Raw genomic sequence first — 16,511 nt, 5'->3', positions numbered from 1 at the left:
GGTCCGCCATAACCGAGGCGGCATCTGATCCGGCCCTTCGTCCCGTCCGTTCAGCGTGGCACTGCCGGCCGGGGGTGTGAAGAGTGTGCTCTGAACTCCTTTCGGCCAGGGGCTCCTACCGAGGGATTTAGCTCCAGCGGGCGGGGTCGTAGACGGCGTGGTCGCGGACCAGCGCGTGGGCGATGCGGTTGGCGCGGTGAGCCAGTGCGCAGGCGATGACTCCGCCACGCTTGCCTCTGTCCTTGAGTCCGTGTGCGTAGGTCTTGGCGGTCGGCTCGGTCAGCCATAAACCGATACCGAGATCGATCAGTGCTCGGCGCAGCGCCACGCTGCCCTCGCGGCTGATCGATCCGTCGCGGCGTTGGTGCGCGGACTCGTACTGCATCGGTGACAGGCCCGAGGCGCGGTAGATCTGCTTGGACCCCGGCCATCTGTTCGGATCACCGAGAGCGGCAGCGTAATTGGAGACGCGAACCACACCCCAGCCTGGTACCGACGTCAGGGTGCGAAACGGGCTTGACGGCAACAGCCGGGCGAGTTCGGCTTCGGCTGAGGCGATCCCGGTGTCCAGGTCGGTCAACAGGCTGACGTCAGCGGCCAGCACCCGTCGGGCCACCACGGCATCGCGGGTCGGCAGGGCGTCTTTGGCCGCGGCGACCAGACGCTCGGCGACCGGGCGGCGCAGCTGCACGTCGCGGGCGGCGGCGAAGCGGATCAACCGATTCACCCCCAATCCCGACAATCGCGCCGGATCGGTGAACTCGGCGGCGACCAGACGCCCGATCTTGGTGCCCAACACATCCGGCAACGCCAACGTCAGTCCGGGGAACGCCCGATCGAGTTGAGCGAGCAACTGATTCTTTGTCGCCGTGCGGGTCGCGACCCGCCGCAACCGATGCTGGGCCCACGCCGTCATCTCCCCGATGAGCACCTCACGCTCGCCGATCACCCGGCCCCGGCCGGCCAACATCAACTCGGTGATCGCCTCGAGATCGATCGCGTCGGTCTTCACCCGCCGTCGGCCCATCACGCGGCGCTGCTCAGCCACGTGCGCGGGGTTGAGTTCGCGCACTTCCCAGCCCGGCGGCCAGCGGTAATCCACCACGGGCCGGTGGTAATGCCCAGCGGCTTCCACGCTCACACTGACCTGCGGACACGACGACGCCACGGCCAGCACGCGCTGCACCGCAGCGCCCAGACCCGAGCGGGTCATCGCGAACTCAACCGGGCCCATCAAGGGTCGACAAGCGCCGTCGGTAACCGACACCATCGCCGAAGTCTTGCCGACATCGACGGCAACGACGATCGTGGACGACGTGACTGGAGCACTTTGGACAGACACAACAACACCTCCGGGGCGTGCCATTGAGGACCTGCAGCGCGCCAAACGCTCAGGCCCTCGAAGGAATCTCTGACAATCCCTTCTTGACACCCCCGGAGGCGTTTGTGAAGGACTACCTCAAGTCATATCAACCGAGCAGCGCAGCCAGGCGTTGCAGCAGCCCGGGGAGCGCGGTGGCTGCCGTCTCGCGCAGGCTCACCGTCGCGCTGGAGGACAGCGGGGTGGGCTCGGGGTTCACCTCGATGACCGGAGTCCCTCTGGCCACCGCCAGCTCCGGCAGTCCGGCCGCCGGATAGACGACCGAAGACGTCCCGACGACCACCACCAGGTCGGCGTTGACGACGGCCTCAACCGACTGCTGCCACGCGTCGTCGGGCAGTGCCTCGCCGAACCACACCACGTTGGGACGGATCAGTCCACCGCAGACGCCGCACGTCGGTGGGTCGACGGATTCGATCGGCTCCGGCATGTCCGGCACCGCGCTGCGGAACGCCGACCGGCAGTGGTCGCAGTGGAACTCGAAGAGGCTGCCGTGCACGTGGTAGACCCGGGAACTGCCGGCGCGTTCGTGCAGGTTGTCGACGTTCTGGGTGACCACATGCACGTCGGCGTAGTCCTCCCAGGCTGCGACCGCGCGGTGGGCGTTGTTCGGCGCGACGGCGCTCATCATGTGGTGGCGCCACAGATACCACGCCCACACCCGGTCCGGGTGGGCTCGCCAACCGTCGGCGCTGGAGATCTCGTACGGGTCCACCTGCGCCCACAGGCCGGTCTCCACATCGCGGAAGGTCGGGACACCGCTCTCGGCGGAGATCCCCGCACCACTGAATACCGTCACCTGCACACCCCCAAGTTAGCGGCTTTGGGTGATACTGGGCACGTGGCCGAGTTGGGGGATTGGGTACGCGTCGATCCGCACGCTGCCAGGCCGCTGTTCGACCAGCTCAGAACGCAGATCATCGCAGGTGTCCGGGAGGGCAGGCTCACGCCCGGCACCCGGCTCCCGACGGTCCGCGAGCTGGCCGGTCAGGTCAACCTGGCAGTGAACACCGTGGCGCGGGCGTATCGGGAGTTGGAAGCGGCGGGGATTCTGGAGACGAGGGGGCGTTTCGGAACCTACGTTGCGCGGTCGGATCCCGCCGACGCGGCGATGGCGACGGCGGCGCACACCTACGTGGCGGCGGCGCGCGCGCTGGGCGTCGACAAGGGGGAGGCGCTGCGGTACATCGAGACGGCTTTCGGCTGAGGCGTGCCCGGCCGGCTCATCAGCCGAACTCGAGCAGCGTGAACGTCGGCCGGACCGGATCGAGCAACGGCACCCGTTGCGCCGTCCACAGCAGCGCGTTGAGCAGTCGGCCGCGCGCGTGTTCGGCCGGCACGTCGTGCACGGCGCGCACCCCCGGGACGGTGTTGACCAGGTCGGCGGCTTCGGCCACCGACAGCGTGAACGGCATCGGGGGCACCTTGTAGCGCCGTGAGGCCCGGAAGCCGCGGCGCACCAGCGGCGCGAACGCCGACGGCGGCAGGTCGAACATCATCTGCCCACCCGGGAAGCGCGCCGCGCACGCCTCGATCAGTGACATCGACTCCTCGGGTTGCAGGTACATCAGCAGCCCCTCGGCGGTGATGAAGACCCCCTCACCCGGGTCGACCTCGTCCATCCAGCGCAAGTCCAACGCGGACTGCGCGATCATCCGCACCCGGTCCGACGCGGGAAGCAGTTTGCGGCGCAGCTCGATGATCGGGGGGAGATCGACGGTGAGCCAGCGGAAGTCGTGGCCGAGGTCCGATCCCTGAGCGTCGAGCCGGTAGAAGCTGGTCTGCAGCCCTTCGGCCAGCGCCACCAACGTCGCCTGCGGATGGTCGAGCAGATACCGCCGGGCGCGCTTGTCGAATGCCTTGGCGCGCAACGCCATATCCTGCCTGCGTACGTAGCCGAACTTGGCGAAGTCGAAATCGATGGAGTCCACCAGGTGAATGGCCATCGGGTCTTCGATCAGCGAGTCGGGCCTGCGCGCTTCGGTCGCGCGGACCAGCAGCGTCAGCAATGCCGTCTCGGAGACCCCGGTGACGTCGGCGACGTGTTTGCCGGTGCGTGCCATCAATTCTCCTGTCCCGCCCCGCGCCCGGCGCGCAGGACCTTGTCGATGGTGCGCAGGTTGCGCGTGGTGGTCGAGGACTTGTACCGCTTCTTGCCCATCGTTTTGCCCATGGCGCTGGCGAGGGTGGCCGCTCGGGGCACCTGCCAGTACACGACCCCGTCGCCGGGCTGGATCTGTTCTTGCGGCCCGGGTCGGTCCGCGAGCGCGCACAGCTCGCTGTGCACGCCGGGGTCGCTGACGAACGTGACGTAGGAATGGTGCTCGGGCACCTCGCGCTCGAACGGAAACGCGGCCGAGACCGCGGCGACGGCGTCCAGGTCGTAGACGAGCACCCAGGCGTCGTAACCGAATTCGTCGCGTAACGCCCGCTCGGCATCCCGCCGCACCGCGTCGGCGCTGGCGCGGCTGCTCAGCAGCACGTTGCCGCTGGCCAGGATCGTCGTCACGTCGGTGAACCCGGCGTCGCGCAGGGTCGCAGCGACGGCGGCCATCTTCAAGCTCACCCCGTTGACGTTCACACCGCGTAAGAAGCCCGCGTAGCGCGTCATCACCCGCACTCCGGCGAAAATCGGTTCACCTGCTCGATGATCCCAGACCCGAAGAGGTCGTACGCTCGACGCATGACGCGTGACGCTTTCGACGACAAGCTGCTGGCGCTGATCGGCGGAAACTCGTTGGGCGTGCTGGCCACCCTCAAACGCGACGGTCGGCCGCAGCTGTCCAACGTGGTCTACCACTTCAATACGCGCACGTTGACGATCTCGGTGTCGATCACCGAGCCGCGGGCCAAGACCCGCAACCTGCGCCGCGATCCACGCGCGGCGATCCACGTCAGCTCCGACGACGGGTGGGCGTACGCGGTCGCCGAAGGCGACGCCGTGCTCAGCCCTACGGCGGTCCGCCCCGACGACGACACTGTCGACGGGCTCGTCGAGTTGTACCGCAACATCTCCGGTGAGCATCCGGACTGGGACGACTACCGGCGGGCCATGGTCGATGATCGCCGGGTGTTGATGCGGCTGCCCATCGCGCACGTGTACGGCATGCCGCCCGGGAAGCGCTGACCGAACGGCTACGCTGCCGTCATGGCATCGAATGAGCCCGCCGAGTCCGACGAGGACGACCAGAAGCGCAAGTTCCGGGAAGCGCTCGAGCGCAAGAATGCCAAGGCGGTCAAGGGTTCGTCCCATAAGGACGGCGGCGCCAACACGGCCAGGGGCTCCCACGGACCGGTGGAGAACCGACGCGAGTTCCGCCGCAAGAGCGGCTAAGGACTGTCGGCGGGTCTGCGGTTGCCGGCTCGGCATGCGCGGCCAGACGCATCGTTCATGACGTGACCACTCAGCGCGGAAACGCCGGATGCCGGCCTTTGTGCTGGAGAATGACCACCACAACTGGGCGTGGATGCGCGACGGGGAAGAAGTCCCAGGCCACCGCCGGCACGTCGCACGCCGACGGCGCTCGCAGGCAGTCACGGGCCCACGGTGCGGTGGAGAATCGCCGGGAGTTCAGGCGTTAAGAGCGGCTCGTATGTCAGCCGGTGGTGGACTCGCGAACGATCAGTTCGGTGGGCAGTGTCGTCGACAGTGTCGGTAGGCCGTGCAGGAGCGTCAGCAGCGTCTGAACTGCGCGAACGCCCATCTCGGCTAACGGACTTCGAATCGTGGTCAGAGGTGTCATCAGTTCGGCCGCCACCGGCACATCGTTGTACCCGGCGACGGCGACATCCGCGCCCGGACGTAGCTTCGCTGCCCGCAGGGCACCCATCACCCCGATGGCTGAAAAGTCGTTCACCGCAAAGATCGCTGTCGGTGGGCGTCGCCGGTCCAACAGTTCGAGAGTGCCACGATGTCCGTGCTCCGAATCGAAGCCGAGCTCCAGAATGTTGGACCGCGGCACCATTGTGCCGGCCTCGGCAAGCGCGTCGACGCAGCCGGCGACGCGATCGACACTCGTGCTCGCCCACGGGGGCCCCGCAATGATTCCGACGTCGGTGTGCCCGAGTGCTGCAAGGTGTTCGCCGATCTGCCTGCCGCCGCGATAATCGTCTCCGCAGACCGACAAGTGGCCTGGGCTACGCCGGGATACCAGGACGAATCGAACCTTTCGGCGCTGCAGTTCTGCGAGATTCGTCCCGTCGAGATGGGCATCGCCGAGGATCAGCCCATCGACGCGACGCCCGATCAACAGCTCGAATCGTCTCATCTGCTCGATGGGTTCATCGTGGGTGTTGGCAACGAAGGTCTCATACCCGGCGCGATTGGCTTCACTTTCGATCGCGTCGTAAACCAGAGACAGCACGATGTCGGTCAGATGTGGCACCAGCACGCCGATCGTCGTTGATCGGTTGGTGGTCAGGCTGGCGGCGTTCGGATTCGGCACATAGCGCAATTCCTTGGCCAGAGCTGCGATCCGCGCATCGGCGGCGCTGACCTCTGCTCCCGGCACGGCGGCGCGCCGCAGCGCACGCGAGACGGTGGATATGTGGACACCCGCGGCCTCGGCCACGGTGCGCAGGGTCACTGGCCCACTGGGCGTTTCTCGCTCAACCACCAGATCTCCTCCATCGCCGAGACCGGACACGATTCAATGCAACCGTTCGCGCAAAGGTAACGCAATACTGGCACGAACCCCGGCAACAGTCCTGCGTAGCGCGTTTGGCCGCAGTGTGGAATAGCAAAAGCCTCACCTATACGGTATTTGCTGAAAGACGGTAGTGACCTGCGTCTCAAAGGCCTCTACCTGCTCAGATGGCTAAATGTTACGACGATGCTACGCAAATTTACGAACTATTGTCGAATGCAAAAATTTGCCCTTAGCGCTTGACGAGAGCCCTGGCTGCTGCCAGTCTGTGTGCCAGTCGGTTGCGCAATCGCTTGCATAAGCGTTTGCACAATGCTGGAAAGGGGCCGAATGCATCTCGCAGCTGCGCGACAGATCGCCGTGGGCGGTGTACAGCTGGATGCCGCAACCGGCCATTGGGAGCGCAACCTGGTGCGGGTCGAACGAGAACTGCGGGCCGGTCGCCGCGGAGGCATGCGACTCGTGGTGCTGCCCGAGCTGTTCAGCAACGGATACGCCTTCGACGCCGAGTACGCCGAACCGCCGCTGGGGCCCACCGTGCGCCGACTTGTCGCGCTCGCCGCTGAACTCGACCTCGTGATCGCAACCGCGTTGTATGTGCGCACGGCATCTGGGGTCTTCACCGATCGGGCCTATGTAATCGGTCCGTCCGGGGTCTTGGGGGAAGCGGACAAGGGCTACCTCTGGGGGCCTGAAGTCGGGGCGTTGACCGCGAGTGAGCAGCCAGGAGTCGTGGTGCAGACGCCCGTCGGGACTGTCGGCGTCGCCATTTGCTACGAAGCGGGCTTTCCCGAGATGGTCCGTGACCTGGCGCTCCGGGGCGCTGAAATAATCGCCGTGCCAGCGGCTTTCGGACTGCCTCGCCTTCACGCGTGGGAACTGATGACCCGCTCGCGAGCACTGGAGAACGGGTGCTTCCTGGTTGCTGCCGGTCTCACCGGACGTGACAGTCGAGGCAACGAATTCGCCGGCCACAGCCGGATCGTCAGCCCCCGAGGCGAGGTGATGTCCGGCCTCGACCGGGAAGAGGGGATGGTGAACTCCGAGGTAGATCTCGCAGATATCGACAGGGCTCGCTCCGAAATCCCCTATCTGCACTCGCTTGCCGTGCGCGGTTCGGCCAAGAGCGCCGCGGCAGCACGGCTCGACCCAGCAGTACCGACGTCCGAAAAGCCAGAAATAGTACTGAACTAAGGATGCTTCAATGATCGACCTTGAAGGTGTAGACCTCGTATCGGCATTCCGTCGTGAACTCGAGCTGTGCAAGGTTCATGCCGGCGAGCACGTGGTGATCCTTTCCGAACCCAGCAGCAGGTCCGATTATGTGACCGCCACCTTCGCGGCGGCCAAGTCGCTGGGGGCGCACGTCATCTCGGCAGTGGTCCCGGGCGGTTCGGCGGCCCCCACCCCCTCGACCCATACCGGTTCGGGTCCCGGTCTGGTCTCCGTGCTGCAGGACACCGTCGCCCAGGAACTGCTGAAGAACGCCGACCTGGTGGTCGACCTCACCCGCGAGGGCTTCATCCACGCCCCCGCTCAGCAGTCCATCCTGGCCGCCGGCACGCGCATCATCTTCGTCTGCGACGCGCCGGAAGTCCTCATCCGCAACATGCCGACACCCGGCGACAAGGACCGTGCACTGGCGGCCGTCGCAGCGGCCGAGGCCGCCGCGACCATGGTGGTGACCTCGTCGCACGGCACCGACCTGACGGTCGACATGGCCAATGCGCACCCCGGGTTCCAGACCGGTTTCGCCGACGATCCGGGCCGTTGGGACCATTGGCCGTCGACGATGATGCTGTGCTGGCCTCAGGTCAGCGAGGGAACGATCGTGCTCGCGCCCGGCGACATCCTGCTTCCGTTCAAGGAGTACGTGCGCGACGCGGTCCGGTTGTCGGTGGTGGCCGGTCAGATCGAGAAGGTCAGCGGCGGTGGCGAAGCGGCGATGTTGGAGCAGTACTTCATCGATTCCGACGACAAGTGGGCGCGCTACCTCAGCCACATGGGCTGGGGGCTGATGCGGACCGCCGACTGGTTCGCCACCGCGATGTACTCCAAACACGAGATCATGGGCATGGACGCCCGCGCCTACGCGGGTAACTTCCTCTGGTCGACCGGCCCGCATCCCTACCTTGGGCGGGATTCCTACGCACACCTCGACATCGCCATGCGCGGCTGCACCATCGAACTCGACGGTGCACCAGTTGTCGTCAACGGATACCTGATCGACGACGAGCGGGCTCACTCATGACCAGGCCGGCGGCACTTCACTTCGTTTGGAAAGGTTCACTATGACAACGCAACTCGACACAGGCCGGCCCGACGAAGGACTCAATCACGCGGCGCAGGTCGACATCCAGAACGTGAGCCTGACGTTCGAGACCAAGCGGTCGGGGCGGGTGCAGGCGCTGGAGGACTTCAGCCTCACCATCGAGCCGGGCACGTTCTGTTGCATCGTCGGCCCCAGCGGATGCGGCAAGTCGACTCTGCTGAGGATCATCGACGGCTTGCAGAAGCCGGACTCGGGGCGAGTGCTACTCAACGGCAAGACGATCGAAAAGCCGACCCTGGACATCGGATTCGTGTTCCAGCGCTACAACCTGCTGCCGTGGCGCACGGTGCTGGCGAATGTCGAGTTCGGCCTGGAGAACCTGGGTGTGCCCAAGGAGAAACGCCGCGAGACGGCTACCCATTGGATGAAAGTCGTCGGCCTGGAGGGCTTCGAACAACACTATCCGGGGCAACTGTCCGGCGGTATGCAACAGCGGGTCGGTCTGATCCGGGCGCTGGCGATCGATCCCAAGATTCTGTTGATGGATGAGCCGTTCGGTGCGGTCGATGACCTCACGCGGATGAAGCTGCAGGAAGAACTGCTCAATCTGTGGGAGCGGGACAACAAGACCGTCGTCTTCGTCACCCATGACATCGAAGAGGCCCTCTACCTCGCCGACAAGGTGATCGTCATGAGCGCCCGCCCCGGACGGATCAGCGAGGTGTTCGATGTCGAGCTGCCCCGGCCTCGCAATCCGGAGATCCGGGCACTGCCGGAGTTCGCCAAGCTCAAGGGTGAGGTCCTGCGCTGTCTGCACCTGACCGGTTCTGCCGGAGAGGACCACCAGTGACGGTCACCGCGGTCGAGGAGGCTGCAGGCCCATCGGGCGCGCCGGGTACCCAGCGCAGGCGACCACCGATGTCGAAGAAGCGCAAGCACTTCTGGCTCCGCGTCGTGGCGTACGGCGGGATTCTCGGGGTGTGGCAGATCACGGCCATGATCCAGGGCCCATTCTTTCTGCCGACCATCCCCGAGGTGCTGGCCGCGATGCCAGAACTGGTCAGCGCGGGTTACGCCGCCACGCTGGCGATCAGCATCCAGCAGCTGATCATCGGATTCGCGCTGTCGCTGGCCATCGCCATCCCGTTGGGCGCCCTGATGGGAGCCTCGAAGGTCGTCGATGCAGCGCTCACCCCGTTCGTCAACGCGCTGTACGTGACCAGCAAGGAGTCGCTGCTGCCGCTGCTGATCATCATCTTCGGTGCACAGCTCGGCTACCTGGTCTCGGTGGTGGTCTTCTTCGCGGTGTTCTTCCCGATCATGAACACCGCGGCCGGGGTCCGGTACGTGGAGGGCTCGCTGTCGGAGATGGCGAACGCCTTCTGTACCAGCAAGTGGCGCATGTACACCCGGATCTACCTGCCGGCGGCCGCGCCGTTCGTGGTGGCCGGCATCCGCCTCGGTCTCGGCATGGCGATCAAGGGAATGGTGATCGCCGAGCTGTGGATCTCTATCGGAACAGGCCACCTGCTGCGGCAGTTCGGTGCGCTGCGTGAGCTCGATCTGTACTTCGCCCTGGCCATCCTGGTGATCGCCATCGCGTTGTTCGCAGACAAGATCCTCTATCTGATCGAGACCCGGCTGTTCCGTGGCACGACGAAGGCCGGAGGCCAGTGATGAACAAACTGGAATCGAAATACGGCCTGATGGCCGTCTCGGTGAGCGCGGTGCTGGCGGCACTGATCATCTGGCAGATCGCCGGAACATACGGCGGCCTCTTCTGGCTCCTGCCGCCGTCGGAGATATTGTCCGCCACCTGGTCGGAGACCATCAACGGCGCGCTGCCCGCCGCCGCCGCCCAGACGCTGCTGATCGCCCTGATCGGTGTCGTGGTCGGCTCGGTCCTCGGCGTGGCAGTCGGCGCGCTGATGGGCTACTACGACGCGTGGAACGCCGTGCTCGATCCGCTGGTGAAGATCGGCTTCGCGGCGCCGCTGGTGATGCTGGTCCCGGTGATCTCGATCTATTTCGGGATGGGCACCACGGCGAAGATCGCCTTCACCGTGCTGTTCTGCATCTTCATCGTGATCATCAACACCGCAGCGGGTTTGCGCGAGGTACCCGATGAGGTGATGGAGATGGCCCGGGCTTTCGAGGTCACGCCGCGCGCCATGATGGCGCGGATCCTGATCCCGTGGGCCGGGCCCTACATCCTGACCGGCATCCGAATGTCGGTGGGCCGCAGCATCCAGGGCGCGCTGATCGCGGATCTGTTCCTCCGAGCGGAGGGTCTGGGTCTCTACATGATCAAGGCGGGGAGCTCGTTTGAACTCGATCATCTGTACGCGGCCGTCCTGGTGCTGACGGTCCTGGGGGCGCTCGTCATGTCCATGGCGAAAGCCGGCGAGAACCGGCTACTCGCATGGAAGACGGCCTGACGTAACGGGTCCGACGACGTCGACGGAACCGGATCTGGACAAACCCAACCCTTCAACGATTAGGAGCCATCATGACCTCAGCAACCCGTACCTTCAATCCTCGTCCGTGGGCCATCGTGGCGGCCGCGTGCGTCGCGGCTTCCGCCGCCGCCTGTTCCAGCTCCAGCCCCCAGGAGCAGGCGGACGCCAGCGGAAAGCTGCGTTCGGTCCAGGTGGCGTGGAGCACCTCGGGCGATGCCTACGTGCCGCAGGCGCAGGGCCCCTGGCGGTTCGGCGAGCAGTTCGGTCTCGACCAGAAGAAGGACGACATCACCGAGCTGTCCTCTCATGCCACCGCGGTGCAGCTGCTGCTCTCGAACCGCGCGGAGGTCGTGACCGGATCCTTCACCGCGTTCGTCAAGACGATTCAGCAGGGGCACGATCTGCGGCTGTTCTGCCCCATCCAGGGTGCGCTGACCGACGAGGTGGTCGGCATCGGTGACGTCACCAGCATTGAACAGCTCACCGATCCGAATGTCGCTGTCGCCGTGGACAGCCCGGGTGGCCTGGTGGACCACGTGTTCAACCACGTGTTCGCGGCCCACGACATGGACATCGTGGTCGCCGACCTGCCCAACGTGCAGATCCTCGAGGACGGCGGCCTGCGGCTCGCGGCGCTGGCCTCCGGTGAGGCTCAGGCCGCGGTGCTCGACCCGTTCGAGATCGCTCAGCTCAAGGCGCAGCGCGACGATGTCAACACCCTCAGTGTCGTTGCCGAGGACATGAACTCGGTGGGCTTCGTCTACGCCGCCACCAAGGAATGGCTGGACAACAACCAGGATCGTGCGGCCGCATTCTGCGCCTCGGTACTCGAGGCCAACGAGGTGGCCCTGGAGGACTTCGAATCCTACACCGAGTGGTCCAACGAGGCGATGGATCCTGATCCCGCCAAGGACACCCTGGAGGTGAACTGGAACCGCGCCAACGAGTTCGCGGTGTGGCCCACCGACATCTCGACACTCTCGCCCGAGACGGTCAGGACCGACCTCGAGGTCGCCGTGCGCGCCGGACAGCTCGATCAGTCCGCGCTGGATCTGAGCTACGAGGACATCGTCGACATCAAACCCGCCGAGAAGGCTGTCGAACTGCTCAACGAGCAGCAGTGACACGCCTTGCCGGAAGAGAGGATCACCCATCTGATGATCGTTGACAGCCAATGGCATTGGCACCCGCCGGCGTTGATCGATCTGCACCTGGGGCGCGCCGACTACCCGCGCGCCTCGCGGACCGACGAGGGCTACTTGTACGAGGTCTCCGCAGACGAGATCTGGAAGTACGACGCGCGCCACACGGATCTGGACTTCCAGGTCGAGGTACTCGACAGCTCGGGTATCGACACCGCGGTGGTCAGTGCGTCGATCGCGGGTGACCTGAGCGACCGCGATCACGGCGAGGCTGCCGAGCTGTGCACCTTGCTCAACGAGGAGATGCACCGGGCGGAGGTGACATATCCCGACCGCTTCATCGGCCTTGCCCACCTTCCGTTCGGCGACGTGGACGCGGCCATGAAGGTCCTCGAGGACGCGACCGGCCGGTTGAAACTCAGCGGGATCATGGTCCCCGGCAACGTCGCCGGGGAAACCATTGCCACGGAACGTCTTTACCCGTTGTACGAGATGGTCGAGGATCTCGGGGTGCCGCTGCTGCTGCACCCCACCCGCGCCTTCCGGTCACCCAAGGCGCTCCCGTACCGGATGGAGGTCTCGCTCGGCTACATGTTCGACACCAGCTTCGCGACGATGGGATTGATCGTCGGTGGCGTCCTGGACCGGTTCCCGAACCTCAAGATCGTGCACCCGCACGCCGGCGGCACCTTGCCCTACCTGCACGGGCGCCTGGAGGTGTACCGGACCAAGGGGTGGTGGCCCGACATGAAGCGGTCCTTCCGGGAGTACCTGCAGACCCTCTACTACGACACGGTCTGCAATGAGCCCGAGACGTTGGAGCTGCTGATGAAGATCGTGCCGGCAGAACAGATCCTGTTCTCGACGGACTTCCCCTACTTCTCCTCCCGCAAGGCGCTGGAGTTCGTCCGGGCGAACGTGCCCGCCGAGCACCTGCCTGGCGTGCTCGGTGAGAACGCGCTCCGGCTTTTCGGCCGTATCACTCCACAGGCCTCATAGAAAGGTGGCAACTTCAATGGTCGATGACCGAATCGTCATCGTCGGCGGCGGAATCGCCGGACTCAGCCTCGCCCTGCACCTACATCAGCGGGGTATCGCGTGCCACGTGTACGAGGCGGCTCCCGCGTTCCGGCCACTCGGCGTGGGGATCTCGCTCCTGCCGCACGGCACCAAGGCCCTGGTCGAGCTCGGACTTCTGGACGAATTACGCAAGCGCGCAGTCATTTTCCAGGAATCCTGCTTCGTCACCGGCAAGGGGCAGTTCGTCTACACCGACCCCGCGGTCTCGGAGTACCCGCAGTTCCTGATCCATCGCGCCGATCTGCACGAAGTGCTCTACGACGCCGTGGTGCAGCGACTCGGCGCCGACGCCGTGACGCTGGGACACACCAGCACCGGAGTCGAGGAGGCCGCAGACGGCGCCGTCGTGCACTTCGTCGACTCGCAGACTCGGGAACCACTGCCCTCGCAATCGGGTCGTGCCGTGATCGCCTGCGACGGAATTCATTCCAGCATCCGTGCACAGTTCTATCCCGACGAGGGCGAACCCGTCTTCACCGGTGTGAACATGTGGCGGGGGACCACCATCCACCCGCCGATCGCATCGGGTGGTTCGCACCTGCGGATCGGCACGGTCGACCGCGGCAAGATGGTGATCTACCCGATCCGCAATCTGCCGGACGGCAATCAGTTGGTGAACTGGGTCGCGGAGATCCGCCAGGAGGAGTCCGGTCCGGTTGACTGGAGCGTCGCGGGACGGGTCGAGGATGTGCTGCCCACGTTCGCGGACTGGACGTTCGACTGGCTCGATGTGCCGGCGCTGATCAAGAATGCCGAGGCCATCCTCGAGTATCCGATGTCGGACCGGAACCCGGTCGACCGATGGACCTTCGGGCACGTCACTCTGGTCGGAGATGCCGCACACGCGATGATCCCGCGCGGATCCAATGGCGCGATGCAGGCGATTCTCGACACGGTCGTCCTCGCCGAGGCGATCGCCGAGGAGCCCTATGTGGCCCAGGCCCTCGTCCGGTACGAGCTGACCCGCCGGGACGTAGTCAATGCGCTGGTCCTGAAGAACCGCGTGACCCCGCCGGATCACCTTATCGAGGTGGTGGAGACGCGCACGGGTTACCAACGCTTCGAGCGGGTCGAAGACGTGATCACGACCGAAGAGATCCGGGCGATCCTGGACAGCTACAAATCCGCGGCGGGCTACAACAAGGCGACGCTTGCCCAGGCATCGAGGAGCGCTTGACCATGACCGTGCACCACATCGGCATGATCGTGCCGAGCTCGAACCTGACGATGGAGACGGAGCTGCCGCGCATGCTGCGGGCCCGGCACCAAATCGTCCCCGAGGACGATTTCGTCTTCCACACCAGTCGGATGCGCATGCAGCACGTGACGCCAGAGGGATTGCGTGCGATGAATGCCCAGACCGAGCGGGCTGCGCTGGAGATGGCAGACGCCCGCCCGGACGTCGTTAGCACGGCGTGCCTGGTCGCGATCATGGCGCAGGGCCCCGGTCACCACTGCGTCGCGGAGGATCAGATCACCGCGACGTTGCGCAGCGAGGGCTCCGACGCCCCGGTGATATCCAGCGCCGGAGCCCTTCTGGAGGGAATCGGGACGCTTGGCGCGCGCAGGGTGGCCATCCTCACGCCCTACCTCAAGCCGCTCACGAAGCTCGTCGTGGACTACATAGAGGACACCGGTGTCGAGGTGGTCAGCGCGCACAGCCTTGAGATATCGGACAACCTTGCAGTGGCGCGTCTGGATCCGATGGACCTGCGTGAGCATTACAAGAAGTTGGACCTGAGCAATGCCGATGCGCTGGTGCTGTCGGCCTGTGTCCAGATGCCGTCGCTGGCGGCGGTCCAGCCGGTGGAGGACGAGGCGGGACTGCCGGTGCTGACTGCAGCGATCGCGACGACATACTCGATGCTGAGCCGGCTGGGACTGCGAGCGGTGGTTCCCGACGCGGGCCGACTGCTCAGCGGTGCCTTCGACACCGAAGGTGTCGCACCATGACCGGCCGCTACGGTGCGGCGACCGACGACACCTACGACCAGGCCGGTTTCGGGGCCGCGGTGCGCCGCGGCCGGCGGCCGGCGATCCTCGTCGTCGACCTCAGCCGCGGCTTCACCGAGTCGCAGTTCCCGACCGGCGCCGATCTCACCGACGTCGTCACGAGCACCGCACAGCTAATCGGGTCCGGTCGAGCGGCAGGTGTACCGGTGGTGTTCACCACGATCGCCTACACACCCGCCGAGATCAACGGATCGGCAGTGACGTGGCTGGCCAAGGCGACCGGCATGCGAAACCTTCGGGTCGGCAGTCCGGAAGCGGCGCTGGATCCCAGATTGCCGTTGCGCGAGGAGGATCAGCAGATCGTGAAGAAGGGGGCGTCCGCGTTCTTCGGCACCCCGCTGGCGTCCTTTCTGGTGGCCTTCGGCTGCGATACGGTGCTGATCTGCGGGGCCACCACCAGTGGCTGCGTCCGTGCGACCGCGGTCGACGCCGTTCAGACCGGCCTGTCGGTCCTCGTCGTCCGCGAATGCGTCGGCGATCGCGCCTCCGGTCCTCACGAGGCGAACCTGTTTGACATCCAGGAAAAGTACGGCGACGTCATCTCTTTGGATGAGGCGATCGGGTACCTGGGTGAGTTGCCGTCCGCGACCACGGTGAGTCCGTCGTGACGGGCGGCTCCGACAAGCGGTGCGTGCGCCAAGACGCATTGGCAGATCTGGCCGATGTCCCTGCGGTCAGCAGGTGGGTACGCTCGGCGGAGCTTCGTCTGCACGTGCTGGACTACGGCGGGGATCTTCCCCCGGTCCTGATCCTGCCGGGCATCACCAGCCCGGCGATCTGCATGGACTTCGTCGCGCGCCGGCTGACCGACCTGGTGCGGCCCATCGTCGTCGACATCAGGGGGCGTGGACTGTCCGACGACGGTGACGACTACGGTCTCGAGGCCTATGCCGAGGACACCGAGGCCCTCATCGGTGGACTCGGGCTGGATCACCCCGTGCTGCTGGGACATTCGATGGGTGCCCGGATAGCCGCGCTGACGGCTGCGCGGGCCAAGGTCCCGGTGCGGGGCACGGTGTTGGTCGATCCGCCGACGAGTGGGCCCGGTCGGGATCCCTATCCCACGACCCTGGAGATGTTCCTCGCTCAGCTGATCCAGGCGCGGAACGGGACGACCGCCGATGAGGTGGCGCAGTCGTGGCCGCGGTGGCCCCGGCGCGAACAGGAACTGCGGGCCAGGTGGCTGTCCAGTTGCGCCGAGGAGGCCGTCACCGCCAGCCATCGAGGCTTCGAAACCGAGGATTTCTTCGCGACATGGCCCGCGGTCCCGGCGCCCACCGTCTTCGTCTACGGCGCACAGAGTCCGGTGGTGCCCGCCCCGAGCGTGCGGGAGGCCGAGCAGGCCAACCGGCATGCCGAACTGGTCGAGGTGCCGTCCGCCGGGCACATGGTGTTCTGGGACAACCCCGATGCCGCCCTGGAATTGGTGCGGCGTGCGCTGTCTGCCATCCTCGCCTGACGGCATCGGCCGAACGCGAACCGGCGGCGGTGGTTCACGCGTTGTGAACCACCGCCGCC

19 protein-coding genes are annotated in these 16,511 nt (G+C 65.9%); 14 read left to right on the top strand and 5 right to left on the bottom strand.

Annotation, left to right across the window (positions count from 1 at the left end):
- Positions 1-127: 127 nt before the first annotated feature.
- The gene (locus KXD97_RS31030) at positions 128-1,342 is read right to left on the bottom strand and encodes an IS110 family transposase (RefSeq protein WP_260754809.1); all 1,215 of its coding nucleotides are present in this window, start codon (positions 1,340-1,342) and stop codon (positions 128-130) included.
- A gap of 127 nt (positions 1,343-1,469) precedes the next feature.
- The gene (locus KXD97_RS31025) at positions 1,470-2,186 is read right to left on the bottom strand and encodes an NAD-dependent deacylase (protein ID WP_260754808.1); all 717 of its coding nucleotides are present in this window, start codon (positions 2,184-2,186) and stop codon (positions 1,470-1,472) included.
- A 36-nt stretch (positions 2,187-2,222) separates the two neighbouring features.
- Between KXD97_RS31025 and KXD97_RS31020 the strand changes: the two genes are divergently transcribed.
- A complete protein-coding gene (locus KXD97_RS31020; RefSeq protein ID WP_260754807.1) occupies positions 2,223-2,588 on the top strand; it encodes a GntR family transcriptional regulator in 366 nt (121 codons plus the stop codon).
- 19 nt (positions 2,589-2,607) lie between these two features.
- On the opposite strand, the gene KXD97_RS31015 is transcribed toward KXD97_RS31020, so the two are convergent.
- Together KXD97_RS31015 and KXD97_RS31010 are read right to left on the bottom strand one after the other, a co-directional pair.
- Positions 2,608-3,444, bottom strand: coding sequence for a class I SAM-dependent methyltransferase (locus KXD97_RS31015; protein WP_260754806.1), 837 nt, complete (start codon positions 3,442-3,444; stop codon positions 2,608-2,610).
- A complete protein-coding gene (locus tag KXD97_RS31010) occupies positions 3,444-3,992 on the bottom strand; it encodes a DUF1697 domain-containing protein (RefSeq protein WP_260754805.1) in 549 nt (182 codons plus the stop codon). Before KXD97_RS31010 ends, KXD97_RS31015 begins: the two co-directional genes overlap by 1 nt.
- A 72-nt stretch (positions 3,993-4,064) precedes the next feature.
- Here KXD97_RS31010 and KXD97_RS31005 point away from each other — a divergent pair, with 72 nt between their 5' ends.
- Positions 4,065-4,508, top strand: a complete 444-nt coding sequence (locus tag KXD97_RS31005) for a PPOX class F420-dependent oxidoreductase (RefSeq protein ID WP_260754804.1) — start codon at positions 4,065-4,067, stop codon at positions 4,506-4,508.
- Between the two features lie 21 nt (positions 4,509-4,529).
- Positions 4,530-4,715: a DUF5302 domain-containing protein gene (locus tag KXD97_RS31000; protein WP_260754803.1), complete on the top strand. Its 186-nt coding sequence runs from the start codon at positions 4,530-4,532 to the stop codon at positions 4,713-4,715.
- A 262-nt stretch (positions 4,716-4,977) separates the two neighbouring features.
- Here the strand turns inward: KXD97_RS31000 and KXD97_RS30995 are convergent, their stop codons facing one another.
- Positions 4,978-5,967 carry a LacI family DNA-binding transcriptional regulator gene (locus KXD97_RS30995; RefSeq protein WP_260754802.1) on the bottom strand — a complete coding sequence of 330 codons (990 nt, stop codon included), beginning with the start codon at positions 5,965-5,967 and terminating at the stop codon, positions 4,978-4,980.
- 390 nt (positions 5,968-6,357) lie between these two features.
- Between KXD97_RS30995 and KXD97_RS30990 the strand changes: the two genes are divergently transcribed.
- From KXD97_RS30990 to KXD97_RS30940, 11 genes are all read left to right on the top strand, one after another.
- Entirely contained in the window at positions 6,358-7,221 is an 864-nt protein-coding gene (locus KXD97_RS30990; RefSeq protein WP_260754801.1) for a carbon-nitrogen hydrolase family protein, read from the top strand.
- A gap of 10 nt (positions 7,222-7,231) precedes the next feature.
- Positions 7,232-8,278 carry a hypothetical protein gene (locus KXD97_RS30985; protein WP_260754800.1) on the top strand — a complete coding sequence of 349 codons (1,047 nt, stop codon included), beginning with the start codon at positions 7,232-7,234 and terminating at the stop codon, positions 8,276-8,278.
- A 40-nt stretch (positions 8,279-8,318) separates the two neighbouring features.
- On the top strand, positions 8,319-9,149 hold the full coding sequence (locus KXD97_RS30980) for an ABC transporter ATP-binding protein (RefSeq protein WP_260754799.1): 831 nt from the start codon (positions 8,319-8,321) through the stop codon (positions 9,147-9,149).
- Positions 9,146-9,976, top strand: a complete 831-nt coding sequence (locus KXD97_RS30975; RefSeq protein WP_260754798.1) for an ABC transporter permease — start codon at positions 9,146-9,148, stop codon at positions 9,974-9,976. Before KXD97_RS30980 ends, KXD97_RS30975 begins: the two co-directional genes overlap by 4 nt.
- Complete coding sequence (locus KXD97_RS30970) at positions 9,976-10,737, top strand: ABC transporter permease (RefSeq protein ID WP_260754797.1); 762 nt, start codon at positions 9,976-9,978, stop codon at positions 10,735-10,737. Before KXD97_RS30975 ends, KXD97_RS30970 begins: the two co-directional genes overlap by 1 nt.
- Positions 10,738-10,808: 71 nt before the next feature.
- Positions 10,809-11,882 (top strand): ABC transporter substrate-binding protein, encoded by a 1,074-nt coding sequence (locus KXD97_RS30965; RefSeq protein WP_260754796.1) that lies wholly within the window; start codon positions 10,809-10,811, stop codon positions 11,880-11,882.
- A gap of 33 nt (positions 11,883-11,915) precedes the next feature.
- Positions 11,916-12,899, top strand: coding sequence for an amidohydrolase family protein (locus KXD97_RS30960; RefSeq protein WP_260754795.1), 984 nt, complete (start codon positions 11,916-11,918; stop codon positions 12,897-12,899).
- Positions 12,900-12,915: 16 nt separating this feature from the next.
- On the top strand, positions 12,916-14,157 hold the full coding sequence (locus KXD97_RS30955; RefSeq protein WP_260754794.1) for a flavin-dependent oxidoreductase: 1,242 nt from the start codon (positions 12,916-12,918) through the stop codon (positions 14,155-14,157).
- 2 nt (positions 14,158-14,159) lie between these two features.
- Positions 14,160-14,933, top strand: coding sequence for an Asp/Glu racemase (locus KXD97_RS30950; protein ID WP_313901334.1), 774 nt, complete (start codon positions 14,160-14,162; stop codon positions 14,931-14,933).
- Positions 14,930-15,601 carry an isochorismatase family protein gene (locus KXD97_RS30945; protein ID WP_260754793.1) on the top strand — a complete coding sequence of 224 codons (672 nt, stop codon included), beginning with the start codon at positions 14,930-14,932 and terminating at the stop codon, positions 15,599-15,601. The genes KXD97_RS30950 and KXD97_RS30945 overlap by 4 nt, the downstream gene beginning before the upstream one ends.
- Complete coding sequence (locus KXD97_RS30940) at positions 15,598-16,452, top strand: alpha/beta fold hydrolase (protein WP_260754792.1); 855 nt, start codon at positions 15,598-15,600, stop codon at positions 16,450-16,452. Before KXD97_RS30945 ends, KXD97_RS30940 begins: the two co-directional genes overlap by 4 nt.
- The last annotated feature ends 59 nt before the right edge of the window (positions 16,453-16,511 follow it).

It is taken from the genome of Mycobacterium sp. SMC-8 (assembly GCF_025263565.1).
Classification (GTDB): Bacteria; Actinomycetota; Actinomycetes; order Mycobacteriales; family Mycobacteriaceae; genus Mycobacterium.
The sequence above is the reverse complement of the archived record's forward strand: the minus strand, read 5'-3'. Positions and strand labels throughout refer to the sequence as shown.

What these genes read in the sequence shown, in the direction of transcription:
- KXD97_RS30960 (WP_260754795.1), top strand. Translation starts at nt 11,916, where the DNA reads ATGATCGTTGACAGCCAATGGCATTGGCACCCGCCGGCGTTGATCGAT.
- KXD97_RS30965 (WP_260754796.1), top strand. Translation starts at nt 10,809, where the DNA reads ATGACCTCAGCAACCCGTACCTTCAATCCTCGTCCGTGGGCCATCGTG.
- KXD97_RS30980 (WP_260754799.1), top strand. Translation starts at nt 8,319, where the DNA reads ATGACAACGCAACTCGACACAGGCCGGCCCGACGAAGGACTCAATCAC.
- KXD97_RS30990 (WP_260754801.1), top strand. Translation starts at nt 6,358, where the DNA reads ATGCATCTCGCAGCTGCGCGACAGATCGCCGTGGGCGGTGTACAGCTG.
- KXD97_RS30950 (WP_313901334.1), top strand. Translation starts at nt 14,160, where the DNA reads ATGACCGTGCACCACATCGGCATGATCGTGCCGAGCTCGAACCTGACG.
- KXD97_RS31015 (WP_260754806.1), bottom strand. Translation starts at nt 3,444, where the DNA reads ATGGCACGCACCGGCAAACACGTCGCCGACGTCACCGGGGTCTCCGAG.
- KXD97_RS30955 (WP_260754794.1), top strand. Translation starts at nt 12,916, where the DNA reads ATGGTCGATGACCGAATCGTCATCGTCGGCGGCGGAATCGCCGGACTC.
- KXD97_RS30970 (WP_260754797.1), top strand. Translation starts at nt 9,976, where the DNA reads ATGAACAAACTGGAATCGAAATACGGCCTGATGGCCGTCTCGGTGAGC.
- KXD97_RS31010 (WP_260754805.1), bottom strand. Translation starts at nt 3,992, where the DNA reads ATGACGCGCTACGCGGGCTTCTTACGCGGTGTGAACGTCAACGGGGTG.
- KXD97_RS31005 (WP_260754804.1), top strand. Translation starts at nt 4,065, where the DNA reads ATGACGCGTGACGCTTTCGACGACAAGCTGCTGGCGCTGATCGGCGGA.
- KXD97_RS31000 (WP_260754803.1), top strand. Translation starts at nt 4,530, where the DNA reads ATGGCATCGAATGAGCCCGCCGAGTCCGACGAGGACGACCAGAAGCGC.
- KXD97_RS30985 (WP_260754800.1), top strand. Translation starts at nt 7,232, where the DNA reads ATGATCGACCTTGAAGGTGTAGACCTCGTATCGGCATTCCGTCGTGAA.
- KXD97_RS30945 (WP_260754793.1), top strand. Translation starts at nt 14,930, where the DNA reads ATGACCGGCCGCTACGGTGCGGCGACCGACGACACCTACGACCAGGCC.